Source organism: Neomoorella sulfitireducens, assembly GCF_024733845.1.
Taxonomy (GTDB): Bacteria; Bacillota; DSM-521; order Neomoorellales; family Neomoorellaceae; genus Neomoorella; species Neomoorella sulfitireducens.
The window spans coordinates 1-16,311 of sequence record NZ_JANRHG010000013.1; the positions used below are offsets into that span (position 1 = coordinate 1).

Genomic DNA, 16,311 nt, shown 5'->3' on the forward strand with positions numbered 1-16,311 from the left:
CGGGAATTGTCCGGGCATCTCTGTCGCTGCACGGGCTACCAAAACATCATCAAGGCCGTAGAAAAGGCCCTGGCAGATTAGACAAATGAGACCAAACTAAACCAGCCTGTAAAAAATTTGGAGGTATAGCTATGCTCCTCATTGGTAACGGCCGCCTGTTGTCCCTGGTGCCGGAAAATCCCTTGCTAGAAAATGGGGCAGTGGCCATCGACGGCGACCTGATAGTCGCCACAGGACCTACGGCTGAACTAAGGCAGCGCTATCCCTGGGCGGAATGGCTCGACGCCCGGGGCATGGTGATCATGCCGGGCTTGATTAACACCCACATGCACCTTTACAGCACCTTCGCCCGGGGCATGGCCTTGAAGGACGCGCCGCCTACCAATTTCCTGGAGATTTTACAACGCCTATGGTGGCGCCTGGACAAGGCCCTTACCCTGGAGGACGTCTATTACAGCGCCCTGATCCCCCTCATCGACTGCATTAAAAGCGGCACCACCACCATCCTTGACCACCACGCCAGCCCCCGCGCCGTCCGCGGCAGCCTGGAGATGATCGCCCGGGCGGCAGTTGCAACCGGGGTGCGCACCTGCCTGGCCTATGAGGTTTCCGACCGCGACGGCGAGGACGTTATGCTGCAGGGGATTGAAGAGAATATAGAGGCCATTAAAAAATACCGCGGCCGAGAAGGCCTGGTCAGCGCCACCTTCGGCCTTCACGCCTCCTTTACCCTTTCCGAAGCCACTTTGGCCGCCTGCCGGGAGGCCGCGGCGGAGGTGGGGAGCGGTTTCCACATCCACGTGGCGGAAGGCATCCAGGACGTAGAAGACGCCCTGGAACGCGAGGGCAAGCGGGTGGTGGAGCGCCTGGCGGATCACAGCATCCTGGGTCCCAATACCATCGCCGCCCACTGCGTCCATGTGACTGAAAGGGAAATAGCCATCCTCAAGGAAACCGGCACCCTGGTGGTCCATAACCCGGAATCCAACATGGGCAATGCCGTCGGCTGCGCCCCGGTGGGGGAGATGCTGGCGGCGGGGGTGGTCGTCGGCCTGGGGACGGACGGCTATACCAGCGATATGTTTGAATCCCTGAAGACGGCCAATGTTTTGCGCCGGCTTGTTTCCGGCGATCCCAACGCTGGCTGGGCGGAAGTCCCGGCCATGGTTTTCGCCAACAACTGCCGCATAGCGGAGCAGTTCTTCGCCCATCCCGTAGGACGTTTGCAGGCGGGCGCCTATGCTGACGTTATCCTGGTGAATTACCATGCGCCGACCCCCATCACGGCAGACAACTGGTTTGGCCACCTCCTTTTCGGCTTCAACGACGGTCTGGTAGACACAACCGTTATCGGCGGCAAAATCCTTATGCGGGAACGGCGGCTCCTGCACCTGGATGAGGCGGCCATTGCCGCCAGGGCCAGGGAACTGGCGGTCAAGGTTTGGGAGAGGCTTTAAAGCTAAGGAGAGATAGCATGCCCCGGGAGTACCTTATTGCCACCTCGGCAGCCGAGGCCCTGGCCATGCTGGCCGCCCGCCCGGGGGCGCGCCTCATCGCCGGGGGCACCGACCTGGTAATCGACCTTAAAGAAGGGAAACGACAGGTTAATACCCTGGTCGACATTTCCCGCATCCCGGAATTAAAGGTAATTAAAGAAGCAAACGGCGAGGTAATACTTGGCGGGGCGGCCACCCACGCTGAAGTTGCCGCGTCGCAGTTTATCCAGGATAAGCTGCCGGCCCTGGCGGCAGCCGCGGCAGCCGTCGGCTCGCCCCAGATCCGCAATGTCGGCACCCTGGGGGGCAATGTAGTAAACGCCCAGCCGGCGGCCGATACGGCGGTGGCCCTGGTGGCCCTGGGGGCCGTGGCCACCATTCTGGGACCGCAAGGTGCGCGCCGGGTGGCGGTAGAGGACCTCTACGAAGGCGTGGGCCGCTCCAGGGTAGATGCCGGCCGGGAAATATTAACCCACTTTACCGTCCCCCTGTGGGGGGAAGGGGAAGGCTCGGCCTTTGCCCGCCTGTCGCCCCGGCGGGCCCTTTCCCTGCCTATGCTTAATACCGCCGTCCGGGTCCAGGTGGCAGGGGGCAAGTGCACCCGGGCGCGCATCTGTATCGCCCCGGTGGCCCCCCGCCCGTTCCTGTGCGCGGAAGCGGCCGCAGTACTTATCGGCGCGGAGCCATGCCCAGAAGTGATCGCACGGGCCGCGGCGGCGGCCAGAGAAGCCGCCCGGCCCCGGGACAGCCTCCTCAGGGGTTCCGGCGCCTACCGCAAGGACATGACGTCCGTCCTGGTCAGGCAGACGCTGGCGGAAGCCTTTACCAGGGCGACGGGGCAGAAAATTGGAGGCCCCGGCCTGCAGGCCGGGGCTACTGGAAAGGTTTACTCATAGCTCCTTCACAACAGCGGCAATCTTTTCCAGGGCCTTTTCGATGTTCTCTACCGAGTTGGCATAGGAAAGGCGCAGGTAGCCTTCGCCGTATTTGCCGAAGGCCGTACCGCTTAAAACGGCCACACCAGCCTTTTCCATGAGGATGGTCTCCATTTCCTGGCTGGAACGTCCGAGGTTTTTTATGCTTGGAAAGACGTAGAAAGAGCCCAGGGGTCGCTTGCAGGTAATGCCGGGGATGCTGTTGAGACCTTCAACAATAATGTCGCGCCGCTTTTTAAATTCGGCTACCATGGCAACGGCGACATCCTGGGGTCCCGTCAGGGCTTCCTGGCCGGCTTTCTGGATGAAGGCTGCCGTGCAGGAGTTGGAGTTGACCATCAACTGGGCAACATATTCTGCCAGTTCCCGGTGCATGAGGCCAAAGCCCAGCCGCCAGCCGGTCATGGCATAGGTCTTCGAGAAACCGTCTAAAATAATAGTCCAGTCCTTCATGCCGGGTTGGGCGGCAATGGAAACGGGCCGGGCGCCTTCGTAGACGATGCGGTCGTAGATCTCGTCGGAGAGGACAAAGATGTTCCTGCCCCTTACCAGATCGGCAATACGGGCAACGTCTTCTGGAGTTAGGACGCCGCCGGTGGGGTTGGCCGGGGAATTGAGGATCAGAAGTTTTGTCCTGGGAGTAATTAAATGTGACAGCTCGTCGAGATCCAGGCGGAAATCTTTTTCTTCCCTCAAGGGGATGGGGACGGCTTTGCCCCCGGCAAAGTTAATCACCGATTCGTATATGGGAAACCCCGGGTTGGGATAGATGACTTCATCGCCGGGGTTAACAAGGGCCAGGATGGTAAAAAAGATTACAGGCTTCCCGCCCGGGGTGATGACAACTTCCCCGGCATTATAGGGAACGCCTTTTTGCTTGGTGGCGTAATCGGCGATGGCCTCCCGGACTTCCGGCAGGCCGGGAGCAGGTGTATAGTGGGTGTAACCGGCATTTAAAGCCCGGATAGCGGCTTCAATTATATGGCGCGGGGTATCGAAATCAGGCTCACCGATCTCCAGGTGAATGATCTCCTTCCCCTGGGTTTCCAGGGATCTGGCCTTTGCCAGAACGAGGAAGGCCGTTTCTGTACCCAGATTAGCCATTCTGGCTGCTAATAAGTCGGCAAACATGGACTTTCTCCCTAAAATTTTTAGGGATATAATATTCTACGCAGGAAGTTATTTTCCTTTAAATAATTTTCCTTGGTAAATTAACTTTAAAGAAGAGATTGTTGTCCGGCAGGATTTTTTGCCTGGACGGCGAATAATTCTTTATTGTATAAAGCGGAAGTCTTCAATTGAAGTCTTCGTATAATCCCGGAAATGGGTTCGGGAGTATCTACCAGGTGACCGGAATCACCTTGGCTACGAAGGGGGCTAACCTTTGGCAGCGCGGTAGGCACCTGGTTTTTCGTTGCCGTGTTTGATATTTATTAATGTTGCTGTGGGCCCCGGAAAATATTACCGGGAATGAATTGCCCTGAAAGACATTAAAACGGGGAGGGGTGTTGCCCGGGTTAAGGCATATCAGCTTTTGAGCAACAGCGAAGGAAAATTGAAGCGAGGAGGTGTAAATCCACAGCTTTAAGGTAAGCTGTGGAGCCATAATGCGCAAAGGATGGCGTTTAATATTAATTTTGCTCCTGGTCCTGGCGGTAACCTTGTTTGCTGCCGGCTGCGGCGGCAAGAAAGAGGCCGGGAACAACCAGAGCGGGCAAAACCAGCCTGCAGGAGGACAGGCTGCAGAAGAGAAAATGAAGGTCGCCTTTATTTATGTGGGACCGATTGGTGATGCCGGCTGGACCTGGGCCCATGAGCAGGGACGCCAGTACCTGGCAGAAAAATTGCCCTGGGTAGAAGCCTCTTATGTAGAAAACGTCCCCGAAGGGGCCGATGTGGAACGGGTATTAACGGAACTGGCAGAAAAGGGTAATAAGGTCATCTTTGCTACCAGCTTCGGTTATATGGATTACGTCATTAAAGTGGCCGAAAAATATCCTAACGTTGTCTTTATGCACTGCTCGGGCTATAAGACGGCCCAAAACGTCGGGACCTACTTTGCGGCCATGGAAGAACCCCGCTACCTCTCCGGTATGGTCGCCGGCAAAATGACCAAATCCAATGTCCTGGGTTATGTTGCCGCCCATCCCATCCCGGAAGTAATCCGCGGCATCAATGCCTTTACCCTGGGAGCACGCTCGGTTAACCCCGATGTCAAGGTAAAGGTAGTCTGGACCAATACCTGGTATGACCCGGCGGCCGAAAAGCAGGCGGCGTTAAGCCTCTTGGATGCCGGCGCCGATGTTATTGCCCAGCACCAGGATACGCCCGGTCCCCAGCAGGCAGCCCAGGAGCGGGGCAAATACGGTATCGGTTACAACAGCGATATGCGCCAGTTTGCTCCTGAAGCCAACCTGACCTCGCCTGTCTGGAATTGGGGTCCGTATTATGTTAAAGTAGTAGAAGCGGTGAAGAACGGCACGTGGAAATCGGAAGACTACTATGGGACTATGAAAGATGGTATTATCGACCTCGGGCCCTATAACGACAAAGTGCCCCAGGAAGTCCGCGACCTGGTAGATGCGAAAAAACAGGAAATTATTGACGGCAAGTTCTACGTCTTCCAGGGACCCATCAAGGACCAGAGCGGTAAAGTGCGGGTGCAGGAAGGCCAGAAGATGAGTCATGAAGAAGTTCTAGGTGTTAACTGGTTTGTCGAGGGTGTAGAAGGCGATATTCCCAAATAAGATTATAGAAAAAGTTGACAGGAGGCCGTGGGATTTATTTCCACGGCCTTAACTGTTAAATGGGTGTTAAATAGTATAGTATTTAGAAGGTCAAAATTTAATAAAAATTATATTTGGGGGAAGGAATTTTATCTCGATGCAGCGAATCTTTTTTCTATGGGAAATTTATATTTATAGCCGGATGAAGGGGGTCATTTTTTATGGCAGTACCCCTGGTAGAGATGCGGGGAATAACGAAGGTTTTTCCCGGTGTGGTGGCCAACGACGGGGTTAATTTATCAATCCAGGCAGGGGAGATACACGCCCTGCTCGGGGAAAACGGTGCCGGCAAGAGTACCCTCATGAGTGTTCTTACCGGGCTTTACCGCCCGGATGGCGGGGAAATCTACATTGATGGCCAGAAGGTGAATTTCCGTTCACCCCGGGACGCCATTGCAGCGGGAATAGGTATGGTCCACCAGCATTTTCGCCTGGTGGGCCCCTTTACGGTGACGGAAAATGTGGCCCTCGGTCTTAAGGGGGGCCTCAGGCTCAACCTGAACAAGCTGGCCGGGGAGATTGCTGCCCTTTCTAAAGAATACGGTCTCCAGGTAGAACCCCAGGCGCGTATCTGGCAGCTATCGGTTGGCGAGCAGCAGCGGGTGGAAATTATCAAGCTCTTGTACCGCCATGCCCGGGTGCTAATTCTTGATGAGCCGACGGCCGTCCTGACCCCCCAGGAAGCGCGGGATTTATACCGGACGTTAAAAAAGATGGCCGCCCGGGGATGCGCCGTAATCTTTATTACCCATAAACTCCAGGAGGTAATGGATGCCGCCGACACCATCACCATTTTACGGGGTGGGAAAACGGTAGCCACAGTCAAAAAGAACGAAACAAGCGAGAAGGATCTGGCCCGGATGATGGTTGGCCGCGAGATCCTGTGGCAGGTAAGCAAGCCTGCGGCCCGGAAAGGTGATAAAGTCCTGGAGATAAAGAATTTAAAGGCTCTGAACGACAGGGGGCTTCCAGCCTTAAAGGGCATAAACTTAACCGTTCACACCGGGGAAATCCTGGGTATAGCGGGTGTGGCCGGCAACGGCCAGCGGGAACTGGCCGAGGCCATCGCCGGTTTGAGACCCTGCCAGGACGGGATGATTACAGTTGCCGGGCAGGAGCTGGGCCAGTGCGACCCGTGCCGGGTAATTAACGCCGGGGTGGGTTATATACCCGAAGATCGCCTTGGTATGGGCCTGGTACCCAACCTGGGGGCCGTCGATAACCTGCTCCTGAAAGAATACCGTCATCCCCGCTGGGGACGGGTCTTTCTCAACAGGCTGGCGGCGCGCGACTGGGCAAAAGAGCTAATAGAACGTTTTCAGGTTAAGACGGCAGGTCTGAATGCCCCGGTGAAGCTGATGTCCGGCGGCAACCTGCAGCGACTGCTCCTGGCCCGGGAAATCTCCAACCGGCCGCGTCTCCTGGTGGCCGTTTACCCTGCCCGGGGCCTGGATGTCGGTGCAACAGAGACGGTACACCGGTTGCTCCTGGAACAGAGGGCGGCCGGGACGGCTATCCTTTTAATCTCCGAAGACCTGGAAGAGCTTTTCCGCCTGGCCGACCGGATTGCCGTCATGTATGAAGGAGAAATCACGGGCTTGATGGGTGTTGAAGAAGCCAGGATCGAGGACATAGGCCTGATGATGGCCGGGGCGAAAAGAATGGAGGTTAGTGCCTGATGGCAGGAACATCTTTGCCGGGCCGGGTACCCGTTATTACCTGGGAAAAACGGCTGGAACCTTCCCGGTTGACGGCCGTCATAATTCCCGTAGCTGCCGTCATCCTGGCCCTGGGCGTGGGTGCCATATTTTTAGCGGCAACCGGTTTTAATCCTTTAAAAGTCTATCAAAACATGCTGGAGGGCGTGATCGGGTCCAAATACGGTCTTTCGGAAACCGTCGTCAAGGCCATTCCCCTGATGCTGGCGGGCCTGGGTGTTTCCGTAGCTTTCCGGATGCTCCTCTGGAATATCGGGGCGGAGGGGCAATTCTACATGGGTGCCTTTGGGGCAAGCTGGGTAGCCCTGACCTTTCCCCACTTGCCGGCCTATATAATGTTGCCGGCCATGTTTCTGGCCGGAATAGCGATGGGAGGCGTATGGGCCGTTCTGCCGGCCCTGCCCAGAGCCAGGTGGGGGGTCAACGAAGTTATTACTACTTTAATGTTAAACTATGTGGCCATCTTATGGGTTGACTACCTGGTATACGGCCCGTGGAAGGACCCGAAGGGCTTTAATTTCCCCCTGACGGCTCCCTTCAGCAAGGCGGCCACCCTGCCTACCTTTGCCGGTACCCGTATCCACCTGGGCCTTGTTTTTGCCTTGCTGGCTGCAGTCCTACTGGCCATTATTCTCTGGCGTACCCGCTGGGGCTACGAAATCCGGGTAATCGGCGAGAGTCCCCGGGCTGCCCGGTACGCCGGGATTAAAATAGAAAGGAATATTATCCTGGTAATGCTGTTGAGCGGCGCCCTGGCCGGTTTGGCAGGCATGAGCGAGGTTGCAGGTATTACCCACCGCCTGCAACATGGTATTTCCCCCGGGTACGGCTATACGGCCATAATCATTGCCTGGCTGGCTAAACTACATCCTGCGACCATTATCCTGGTATCTTTTCTTTTTAGCGGCCTCATTGTTGGCGGTTACAGCGTCCAGACGTCCGGCGTGCCGGCGGCGACGGTTTCCATGCTCCAGGGCGCTATCCTTTTCTTTGTCCTCGGCGGCGAGATTTTAACCCGTTACCGCCTCCACTTTGGCCGCAAGGAGGGGAAATAAATATGGAAACTTCTGTTTGGATTGCTACCCTGGCAGCGGCCATAACTGCCGGTACACCCATTCTTTACGCCGCCCTGGGAGAAATCCTGGCCGAGCGGGCCGGGGTTTTAAACCTGGGAGTGGAAGGGATGATGCTGGTGGGAGCCGTTACCGGCTTCATGGTAGCGGTACGTACGGGTAATCCCTGGATGGGCTTCCTTGTGGCCATGCTGGCGGCAGGGTTGTTGGCGGCCGTCTTTGCTTTTTTAACTATTACTTTGCGCGCCAACCAGGTGGTAACCGGGCTGGCCCTGACTATTTTTGGCACCGGTTTGAGTGGTTTTCTGGGCAAACCCTATGTAGGTATTCCTTTACCTTTGAGCTTCAAACCGGTGGCGATCCCCATCCTGGCGGAAATCCCTATTATCGGCCCGGTTTTGTTCAACCATAATCCCTTGGTTTACCTGACCTATATCCTGGTGCCCTTGCTCTGGTACTATTTTTACCGCACCCGGCCGGGGCTGAACTTGCGGGCCATCGGGGAAAACCCGGCGGCTGCCGATGCCCTCGGGGTTAATGTCTTTGCCCTGCGGTATATTTATGTCATTATCGGCGGCATGCTGGCCGGTGCCGGCGGTGCCTTCCTTTCCCTGGCCTACGCCCCCAGCTGGCTGGAGAATATGACTGCCGGCCGGGGCTGGATCGCCGTCGCCCTGGTGATTTTTGCCGTTTGGGATCCCGTTAAAGCCCTCCTGGGTTCCTATCTCTTTGGCGGTGTAGATGCCCTTACCTATACCCTCCAGGCAGCTACTAAAATCGCCATTCCCTCCTTTTTCTTAAAAATGTTGCCTTACATCCTGACCCTGGTGGTCCTGATTATTGCCACCCGCCAGACCGTGGTCAAGCACATCGGAGCCCCCGGCGCCCTGGCCATTCCCTATGACCGGGAGGAAAGGTAAAGGATAAATACCCGCGTAATGAGGACCTGGATTGCATTTTTACGGGGAGGAAAGACCAATGGGTAGTGTGATGCGTCCGATATCATTCAGGGATCTTTTAACCTGGATAATTGAGGAGAGGTATAAACACAACAGCGTTTTTGGCATCCCGCAGGCAAAATTTTTTCAGAAGAAAACCAATACCTCCCTGCAGTTATTTGGTGAATACCTCGATACTCCAATCGGGCCGGCTGCCGGTCCCCATACCCAGCTAGCCCAGAATATAGTGGCTTCCTATTTGTGCGGGGGCAGGTTTTTCGAGCTCAAGACGGTGCAGGTCCTGGACCGGCTGGATATTCCCAAGCCCTGTATCGATGCCGGGGATGAATGCTATAATGTGGAGTGGTCTACGGAGCTAACCGTTGAAGAAGCATTTGCCGAATATGTTAAAGCATGGTTTTTATTACATGTTATACAAAAAGAACTGTGGGATGCAGAGCAGCGGGGCTTCATATTCAATATGAGCGTTGGCTATGACCTGCAAGGAATAAAGTCGCCTAAAGTTGATAAATTCATCGAGGGGCTTAAAGATGCCTCACGGACCTCTATATTCCAGGAATGCAAGGCGGTTCTAAAAGAAGAAATTAAAAAGTTTACCCGGGTGGATGAAGGTTTTATTGACAGTATTTCGCCAAATATATGCCAATCCGTCACCCTTTCCACAATGCACGGATGTCCTCCGGGGGAAATAGAAACGATTTGCCGCCATCTCCTGGCCCAGAAAAAACTGCACACCTTTGTCAAGCTGAATCCGACCCTTTTGGGCTATGAGTTTGTAAAGGAAGCCCTGGCCGGAATGGGGTATGGTTACATTCAACTGAAAGAAGAATCTTTCAGCCATGACCTCCAGTATGACGACGGCCTGGCCCTGTTAAAGAGGCTGCAGGGGTTTGCCAGGGAACATGGCAGGGGATTCGGCGTAAAGCTTTCCAATACCCTGGCGGTGAAAAACAATCGCGGCGCCTTACCCGGCGAGGAAATGTATCTTTCAGGCAGGGCCCTTTACCCCCTGACCATCAATCTTGCCGCCAGGCTGGCGGCGGAATTTGCCGGCCAGTTGAAAATATCCTATGCCGGCGGCGGCGATGTCTTTAACGTTCCCCAGATTTTTGCCACTGGGATCTGGCCCCTTACCGTGGCGACGACGTTATTAAAGCCGGGAGGGTACCTGCGGTTAAAGCAATTGGCCGGGACCCTGGAAACGCAGGTGCAGGACGGGGAAGCGAGTGCAGTGGATGTGGAAAAACTGGCCGGACTTGCGGCCGCATCCCTTAAACATCCTGATTATCTTAAGGAAAAGAGGGGTACCGGCAGCCGTAAGGTGGGCAAGAAGCTGCCCTTGACGAATTGTTTTATAGCACCCTGTACTGCGGGCTGCCCTGTAGGCCAGGACGTACCGGAGTACATCAGGCTGGTGGGCGAGAAGAGATACCTTGATGCGTACGAACTTATCATCACCAAAAACCCGCTGCCTTTTATCACCGGCTCCCTTTGTCCCCAGTTCTGCGCAGAAAAATGTACCCGCCTGGACTACGATGAGCCGGTCTGTATTCGCGAAGTAAAGAAGCTTGCGGCTGCCAGAGGTGGCGCCCATCGCCTGCAAAATAGGGGCGCAAGGGAAAGAAAGGATCTTGCCAGGGTTGCCGTTATCGGCGCCGGGCCGTCAGGCCTGGCTGCAGGCTATTTTCTTGCCCGGGCCGGCCTGGATGTTACCGTCTTTGACCGGAGGGAAAAACCGGGCGGTACTGTTCAATACATTATCCCCCCTTTCCGGATTTCCGGGGAGGCAATTAACGGGGACCTGGAGTTAATAAAAGGAGCGGGCGTGACCTTTAAGTTGGGCGCCGATCCGGGCTTTTCCGTGGCGGGGCTCCAACGGCAGGGCTATAAATATATTTACCTGGCCATAGGTGCCGGTAAAGCTAAAGCCCTGTCCTTAAAGGCCGGGGAGGAAAAAGTAGTTAACGCTGTCGATTTCCTGGAACAGTTTAAAGATGGCCGGGTAAGCGTACAGCTGGGCAAGAGGGTGGCCGTTATCGGCGGCGGGGACGTGGCTATGGACGCCGCCAGGGCGGCCCTCAGGGTGGCAGGAGTAGAAAAAGTTTATATTATTTACAGGAGAACCCGGGAGTATATGCCGGCGAGGAGGGAAGAACTAAAGGCCGCCCTGGCGGAAGGTATCACCTTAAAGGAGTTGCTGGCCCCGCATTCCTGGTCGGGGGGGGTACTGCAGTGCCAGAAGATGCGACCCGGAGAACCGGATGCCTCCGGGAGGCCCGGGGTGGTACCCCTGGCAGGGGAATTTGAAAATATCCCGGTTGATGCCGTTATCTCAGCCATCGGCCAGGAAGTGGACTATCATTTCCTCCAGAAGAACGGTATAGAGATTAACGCGCCGGGACAAATTGCCATTGATCCTGCGACCAATGAAACAAATATCAAAAATGTCTTCCTTGGCGGTGATGCCCTGCGCGGCCCGGCGACAATCGTGGAGGCCATTGCCGATGGCGGCAGGGTCGCCCGGGCCATCCTGGCGCGGGAAGGTATTGGGCTCCCTACCTGTAACCCTGGTAACTACTTCGAAGAACGAGAGAGGCTGCGGCAAATTAACCTCAAGAAAGGTATACTCCGGGCGCCCGGGTCTCATCCGGAAAAGGAAAATGAGCGATGCCTGGAGTGCGGCTTTGCCTGCAACATTTGCACGGAAGTGTGCCCCAACAGGGCCAATATCGCCGTTGAGGCAGCCGGGAGCTCTTTAAGGCAGGTAAACCAGGTTATCCATGTCGACGGCATGTGCAATGAATGCGGCAACTGCGCCACCTTCTGCCCCTACGACGGCGCTCCTTATAAAGATAAACTAACCCTCTTCTGGAGGGAAGACGACTTTGACAATAGCCGTAACGACGGCTTCCTCCTGTTAAGCGGCGGTGAAAAACCACTTTTTAAGCTCCGGATTGACGGCAGGATTTACCGGGTAGCCTTTGATGCCAGCGGTACGGCTGCTGATGTGGGTGTAGACAGAGGTATTTTAGACCTCGTTTGGGCAGTTTTCCGGGGGTACAGGCACCTGTTTTGCGGTGCTCATGCGGCCGGCCGGTTATAATAAATTAAGGGTGGCGTCCATGGATGCCTTTCAAATTATCGGCCCGGTGATGATCGGGCCATCCAGTTCCCATACGGCCGGGGCCGTGCGCATTGGGCGCCTGGCGCGGGCGATCCTGGGCGAAATACCCTGCCGGGCGGAAATATTGCTCCACGGCTCCTATGCTCGCGCGTATCGCGGTCACGGTACCGATCGCGCCCTGGTGGCCGGTCTCCTTGGTTTTAACGTCGACGATGAACGGGTGCGGGAAGCCCTGGAGCTGGCTTTGCGGCAAGGACTGGAAGTAACCTTTAGCGAAGCAAACCTGGGGGATGTCCATCCTAATTCCGTGCAGCTTAACTTAAAAGGGAGAGAACGTGACGTCCACGTGCTAGCCTCCTCCCCGGGTGGAGGCCAGGTCGTAATAAAAAAAATTGACGACTTTCCTGTAGAGATGAGCTGTGAGTTGCCGACCTTGATAGCAACATACCCGGACCGGCCGGGGGTGATAGCCGCCGTTACGGCCCTGCTGGCCGGGGCCGGCGTGAATATTGCCGGGATGCGGGTTTCCCGCCGGGCCGCCGGCCGGCAGGCGCTGATGGTCATGGAAACAGACCAGCCGGTTCCGGCGGGACTGGTAGCGGCCCTGCGTTCTTTACCGGCTATTGAGCGGGTGATAGCCATTGACCCGGTATAGTTTTCACAACATGGCCGGGCTCCTGGAACTGGCCGGGAAAGAAAATTTATCCCTGGCCGGGGTTGTTATCCGTTACCAGGAGGAGCTGGAAGGTAAACCCCGCGAGGAAGTCCGGGGAATAATGGCAGGTCGCCTCCGGGTTATGCGTGAGGCGGCGCAGGAGGGATTGACAGGGGATTTTCGCTCTCCCAGCGGCCTGGTAGGTGGAGGCGGCAAGTTCCTGGAGAAATGGCGCCGGGCCGGCAGGAGCCTTTCGGGTACCATTACTGCCCGGGCTATAGCCATTGCGATGGCCGTAGCTGAAGTTAATGCCGCCATGGGCCGGGTGGTGGCGGCCCCTACGGCCGGCTCCTGCGGGATACTGCCGGGGGTGCTTTTCGCCTTGGAAGCCGAGAAAGGCCTGGCAGAAGACCAATTGGTGGACGGCTTATTTGCGGCCGCCGGCATCGGTATAGTTGCGGCCCGCCAGGCCTCCCTTTCCGGCGCAGCCCTGGGCTGCCAGGCAGAATGCGGGGTGGCTACGGCCATGGCGGCGGCTGCAGCCGTAGAAATGGCCGGGGGAAAACCGGAACAGGCCGCCGCTGCCGCCGGGGTGGCCCTCCAGGGCCTGATGGGACTGGTCTGCGACCCGGTAGGCGGCCTGGTGGAGATCCCCTGTGTCATGCGCAACGCCACCGGCGCGGCCCATGCCCTGACGGCAGCCGACATCGCCTTGGCCGGGGTCCGGTGCTATATACCCTTTGATGAGGTAATAGCCGCCATGGTCGAGGTGGGCCGTGCCCTGCCGGCATCCTTACGGGAAACCGGTACCGGCGGGATAGCTGCCTGCCCCACAGCCCGGAGGCTGGTGGAGTAGGGCTTCTGCCGGGGAAACCCTGATGATTGCTAATTCCCACCTGGGATTAACTGTTCCTTGTAGGATTACATGTAACCTGGAGGTGCGACCCATTTAACCCCAAGTTTCTGAAAATCAACTTCGAATGAACAGATAGCTTCTTCCTGATTGCCAGCTAAGGCAGCAAGGTAAGCATCCACAAAATTGACATTCTTTTCAGCCATATCTTTCAGGGCTAGGATAAGCAAAGCCCGGCTTTCCGGGTAAATGCCGTCGGCACAGATAAAGGAGATCAAATTTTCAGCTATCACCTTTTTCGGGTACTTATAAAAAGAGGACAGCACCCAGACGGTTTCGGCTAATACCAGGGGGATACCCTTAGACCGATGTCCCCTTTTTCAGCCCGGGCCATTAGTTTCAGGGTTTTGACAGCCATTTCGGGTGGATCGCCAGTGATAAAACGGAGAATAACATTGGCATCAATCCACAAATAGGTCATAATAGCTATGTCTCCTTGTGCAGAACTTGCCGGGCCATTTCCCCAGCGACCTCTTCGCGAACCTTAGCCGTACCGGGATAGGGTCTTGACGCAGGTAAGGCCGCATAAAGCTCGGTTAAGGGTTTTCGCTTTAATGCCCGGAGTTTAACCTCACCATCTGTATTGATATCAAACAATAGATCGTCTCCAGGTTGAAGGCTTAACCTGCGGCGGACAGCTACAGGGATGGTGACCTGTCCCTTACTTGTTAATTTGGCCCTAAACATAAAGGCACATCCTTACATTAAATTTATGCCTTACATCAGCCGGTGTCAAGGAAAGATTACCTGAAATTTTTTTAGGCGGCAGGAATTTATCCCTGCAGGACGAATACATTAATGTAAAATAAAACTGCATACCGGGCGGATGAAGGGAGTGGAAGAGACCCTTTTTCGGGGCGCCGAAGGAGCAATTTCCCCCGGTTGGTGACAGGGGAAGGAACCTCTCAGGCAAAAGTACTACTCCCGGACCCAGCTCTGGAGAGTTCCCTTAAAACCGGTTTAAACGGCCGGGGCTGGTTGCGTACCTTGACAGCGCCAGGGAAGCACCGGTTTTAAGGGACACCAAAGGGGAAGGCAGGCAACTGCCTAATCTCTCAGGTATAAGGACAGAGGCCATCACCGCATAGTGCGGCGATGGCTTTTTTTGTGGACATACTAACTAAAGCGAGGTGGAATAAGTGGCGGAACTGAAAAAGACACCTTTGTATGAGGAACATATAGCCGCCGGGGCCAGGATGGTGGAATTCGGCGGCTGGCTGATGCCCCTCCAGTACACCGGCATCATCGAAGAACACCGGCAGGTGCGCAACTGTACCGGGCTCTTCGATGTATCCCACATGGGCGAGATTGTCATTAAAGGACCGGATGCTTTTAAGCTGGTGCAAAAACTAATTACCAACGATGCCGCCCGGGCCCGGGGCGACAGGGTGATTTACAGTCCCATGTGTTACCCGGACGGCGGCGTCGTCGACGACCTCCTGGTCTATCCCCAGGGTGAAGGAGAGTACCTGCTGGTAGTCAATGCCGGCAATATCGAGAAAGACGTGGCCTGGCTCCGGGATAACGCCGCCGGCCTGGCAGTAGAAGTAAGGGATATATCCCCGGCTACGGCGCAGCTGGCCCTCCAGGGTCCCCGGGCCCTGGAAATCCTTCAACCCCTGGCGGAGGCGGGACTTTCCTCCCTGGGATACTACCACTGGACCAGGGGCCGGGTCCTGGGGGTTGATTGCCTGATTTCCCGTACCGGTTATACCGGGGAAGACGGTTTTGAGATTTATTTTGCGTCGGCCGAAGCCCCCGCCCTGTGGCGCCACCTTTTGGCGGCCGGGAAAGAAATGGGCCTGGTAGCGGCCGGGCTGGGGGCCCGGGATACCCTGCGCCTCGAAGCAGCCCTGCCCCTTTACGGCCATGAGCTGGGACCGGACATCAGCCCCCTGGAAGCGGGCCTGGACCGCTTTGTTTGCTTGGACAAGGGTGAATTCAACGGCCGGGTGGCCCTGGCGGCGCAGAAAGAAGCCGGCGTCAAGCGCCGGCTGGTAGGCCTGGCCATGGTTGACCGGGGCATTCCCCGGCCGGGGTACCCCGTGCTGGCGGGCGGCCGGGAAATCGGTTATATTACTTCCGGTTCCTATGCCCCCACTTTAGGGAAAAATATTGCCCTGGCCCTGGTGGCAGCAGGAACTATCGGTGCCGGCGCCGAAGTAGAGGTGAGCATCCGCGAACGTTTACAGCGTGCCGTGGTGGTGAATCTCCCCTTTTACCGCCGGCCCAGAAAGTAAAAAAGGAGGAATGGGAACGTGGAATTCCCCGCCAACCTGTATTACAGCAAGGATCATGAATGGGTGGAGGTTGAAGGCAACCGCGCCCGCATCGGCATTACCGACTATGCCCAGGAATCCCTGGGGGACATCGTCTTTGTCGAGTTGCCCCAGGTAGGCGACGAGCTGGCTGCCGGTGACAGCTTTGGCGTCGTCGAGTCCGTAAAGTCGGCCTCCGATGTCTATGCCCCTATAGGCGGCAAAGTCATTGCCGTCAATGAAGCCCTCCTGGATTCACCCCAGGACATCAACGCCGACCCTTACGGCAAGGGCTGGATGATCGAACTGGAAATGAGTGACCCGGCCGAAGTAGAAGACCTGATGGATGCCGGCGCTTACCAGCAGCTGGTAAAGGAGGAGAAGGGGGAGTAAG

At 56.3% G+C, this 16,311-nt stretch carries 16 protein-coding genes and 3 riboswitches; of the genes, 12 read left to right on the forward strand and 4 right to left on the reverse strand.

Translation table 11 applies throughout. The features are described from left to right. The 3 genes from NWF31_RS11845 to NWF31_RS11855 form a co-directional block, all read left to right on the forward strand. The coding region (locus NWF31_RS11845) for a 2Fe-2S iron-sulfur cluster-binding protein (protein WP_258360782.1) at positions 1-81 on the forward strand (81 nt) is incomplete at its 5' end. Between the two features lie 50 nt (positions 82-131). Next, complete coding sequence (gene ssnA / locus NWF31_RS11850) at positions 132-1,457, forward strand: putative aminohydrolase SsnA (protein ID WP_258360714.1); 1,326 nt, start codon at positions 132-134, stop codon at positions 1,455-1,457. A 17-nt stretch (positions 1,458-1,474) separates the two neighbouring features. Further along, positions 1,475-2,392, forward strand: a complete 918-nt coding sequence (locus tag NWF31_RS11855) for an FAD binding domain-containing protein (RefSeq protein ID WP_258360715.1) — start codon at positions 1,475-1,477, stop codon at positions 2,390-2,392. Here NWF31_RS11855 and NWF31_RS11860 read toward each other — a convergent pair. Further along, positions 2,387-3,562 carry a pyridoxal phosphate-dependent aminotransferase gene (locus tag NWF31_RS11860; protein ID WP_258360716.1) on the reverse strand — a complete coding sequence of 392 codons (1,176 nt, stop codon included), beginning with the start codon at positions 3,560-3,562 and terminating at the stop codon, positions 2,387-2,389. The genes NWF31_RS11855 and NWF31_RS11860 overlap by 6 nt on opposite strands. A 156-nt stretch (positions 3,563-3,718) precedes the next feature. Further along, a riboswitch (purine riboswitch) is annotated at positions 3,719-3,819 on the forward strand. A gap of 219 nt (positions 3,820-4,038) precedes the next feature. On the opposite strand from NWF31_RS11860, the gene NWF31_RS11865 reads away from it, so the two are divergent. The 7 genes from NWF31_RS11865 to sdaAA all read left to right on the forward strand — a co-directional run bounded on the left by NWF31_RS11865 (position 4,039) and on the right by sdaAA (position 13,602). Then, complete coding sequence (locus NWF31_RS11865; RefSeq protein ID WP_258360717.1) at positions 4,039-5,178, forward strand: BMP family ABC transporter substrate-binding protein; 1,140 nt, start codon at positions 4,039-4,041, stop codon at positions 5,176-5,178. A gap of 200 nt (positions 5,179-5,378) precedes the next feature. Beyond that, positions 5,379-6,896 (forward strand): ABC transporter ATP-binding protein, encoded by a 1,518-nt coding sequence (locus NWF31_RS11870; RefSeq protein WP_258360718.1) that lies wholly within the window; start codon positions 5,379-5,381, stop codon positions 6,894-6,896. Next, positions 6,896-7,990: an ABC transporter permease gene (locus NWF31_RS11875; RefSeq protein WP_258360719.1), complete on the forward strand. Its 1,095-nt coding sequence runs from the start codon at positions 6,896-6,898 to the stop codon at positions 7,988-7,990. The genes NWF31_RS11870 and NWF31_RS11875 overlap by 1 nt, the downstream gene beginning before the upstream one ends. A gap of 2 nt (positions 7,991-7,992) precedes the next feature. Next, positions 7,993-8,928, forward strand: a complete 936-nt coding sequence (locus NWF31_RS11880) for an ABC transporter permease (RefSeq protein ID WP_258360720.1) — start codon at positions 7,993-7,995, stop codon at positions 8,926-8,928. Positions 8,929-8,986: 58 nt separating this feature from the next. Then, on the forward strand, positions 8,987-12,070 hold the full coding sequence (gene ygfK / locus NWF31_RS11885; RefSeq protein WP_258360721.1) for a putative selenate reductase subunit YgfK: 3,084 nt from the start codon (positions 8,987-8,989) through the stop codon (positions 12,068-12,070). A gap of 19 nt (positions 12,071-12,089) precedes the next feature. Next, positions 12,090-12,746 carry an L-serine ammonia-lyase, iron-sulfur-dependent subunit beta gene (gene sdaAB / locus NWF31_RS11890; protein ID WP_258360722.1) on the forward strand — a complete coding sequence of 219 codons (657 nt, stop codon included), beginning with the start codon at positions 12,090-12,092 and terminating at the stop codon, positions 12,744-12,746. A 10-nt stretch (positions 12,747-12,756) separates the two neighbouring features. Further along, a complete protein-coding gene (gene sdaAA / locus NWF31_RS11895; RefSeq protein ID WP_422880283.1) occupies positions 12,757-13,602 on the forward strand; it encodes an L-serine ammonia-lyase, iron-sulfur-dependent, subunit alpha in 846 nt (281 codons plus the stop codon). 65 nt (positions 13,603-13,667) lie between these two features. On the opposite strand, the gene NWF31_RS11900 is transcribed toward sdaAA, so the two are convergent. The 3 genes from NWF31_RS11900 to NWF31_RS11910 all read right to left on the reverse strand — a co-directional run bounded on the left by NWF31_RS11900 (position 13,668) and on the right by NWF31_RS11910 (position 14,346). Further along, complete coding sequence (locus NWF31_RS11900) at positions 13,668-13,877, reverse strand: PIN domain-containing protein (RefSeq protein ID WP_258360724.1); 210 nt, start codon at positions 13,875-13,877, stop codon at positions 13,668-13,670. Between the two features lie 62 nt (positions 13,878-13,939). Next, positions 13,940-14,080, reverse strand: coding sequence for a PIN domain-containing protein (locus NWF31_RS11905; protein WP_258360725.1), 141 nt, complete (start codon positions 14,078-14,080; stop codon positions 13,940-13,942). 5 nt (positions 14,081-14,085) lie between these two features. Further along, positions 14,086-14,346, reverse strand: a complete 261-nt coding sequence (locus NWF31_RS11910; protein WP_258360726.1) for an AbrB/MazE/SpoVT family DNA-binding domain-containing protein — start codon at positions 14,344-14,346, stop codon at positions 14,086-14,088. A gap of 139 nt (positions 14,347-14,485) precedes the next feature. Further along, a riboswitch (glycine riboswitch) is annotated at positions 14,486-14,590 on the forward strand. A 3-nt stretch (positions 14,591-14,593) separates the two neighbouring features. Beyond that, a riboswitch (glycine riboswitch) is annotated at positions 14,594-14,732 on the forward strand. A 66-nt stretch (positions 14,733-14,798) separates the two neighbouring features. On the opposite strand from NWF31_RS11910, the gene gcvT reads away from it, so the two are divergent. Both gcvT and gcvH read left to right on the forward strand, forming a co-directional pair. Then, positions 14,799-15,899, forward strand: a complete 1,101-nt coding sequence (gene gcvT, locus NWF31_RS11915) for a glycine cleavage system aminomethyltransferase GcvT (protein ID WP_258360727.1) — start codon at positions 14,799-14,801, stop codon at positions 15,897-15,899. A gap of 18 nt (positions 15,900-15,917) precedes the next feature. Next, complete coding sequence (gene gcvH / locus NWF31_RS11920) at positions 15,918-16,310, forward strand: glycine cleavage system protein GcvH (protein ID WP_258360728.1); 393 nt, start codon at positions 15,918-15,920, stop codon at positions 16,308-16,310. The last annotated feature ends 1 nt before the right edge of the window (position 16,311 follow it).

Excerpts from the sequence above, each read along its gene's own strand:
- NWF31_RS11865 (WP_258360717.1), top strand. The coding sequence starts at position 4,039 with ATGCGCAAAGGATGGCGTTTAATATTAATTTTGCTCCTGGTCCTGGCG.
- NWF31_RS11855 (WP_258360715.1), top strand. The coding sequence starts at position 1,475 with ATGCCCCGGGAGTACCTTATTGCCACCTCGGCAGCCGAGGCCCTGGCC.
- NWF31_RS11880 (WP_258360720.1), top strand. The coding sequence starts at position 7,993 with ATGGAAACTTCTGTTTGGATTGCTACCCTGGCAGCGGCCATAACTGCC.
- NWF31_RS11870 (WP_258360718.1), top strand. The coding sequence starts at position 5,379 with ATGGCAGTACCCCTGGTAGAGATGCGGGGAATAACGAAGGTTTTTCCC.
- sdaAA (WP_422880283.1), top strand. The coding sequence starts at position 12,757 with ATGGCCGGGCTCCTGGAACTGGCCGGGAAAGAAAATTTATCCCTGGCC.
- NWF31_RS11905 (WP_258360725.1), bottom strand. The coding sequence starts at position 14,080 with ATGACCTATTTGTGGATTGATGCCAATGTTATTCTCCGTTTTATCACT.
- ygfK (WP_258360721.1), top strand. The coding sequence starts at position 8,987 with ATGGGTAGTGTGATGCGTCCGATATCATTCAGGGATCTTTTAACCTGG.
- NWF31_RS11860 (WP_258360716.1), bottom strand. The coding sequence starts at position 3,562 with ATGTTTGCCGACTTATTAGCAGCCAGAATGGCTAATCTGGGTACAGAA.
- ssnA (WP_258360714.1), top strand. The coding sequence starts at position 132 with ATGCTCCTCATTGGTAACGGCCGCCTGTTGTCCCTGGTGCCGGAAAAT.
- NWF31_RS11910 (WP_258360726.1), bottom strand. The coding sequence starts at position 14,346 with ATGTTTAGGGCCAAATTAACAAGTAAGGGACAGGTCACCATCCCTGTA.
- sdaAB (WP_258360722.1), top strand. The coding sequence starts at position 12,090 with ATGGATGCCTTTCAAATTATCGGCCCGGTGATGATCGGGCCATCCAGT.
- NWF31_RS11875 (WP_258360719.1), top strand. The coding sequence starts at position 6,896 with ATGGCAGGAACATCTTTGCCGGGCCGGGTACCCGTTATTACCTGGGAA.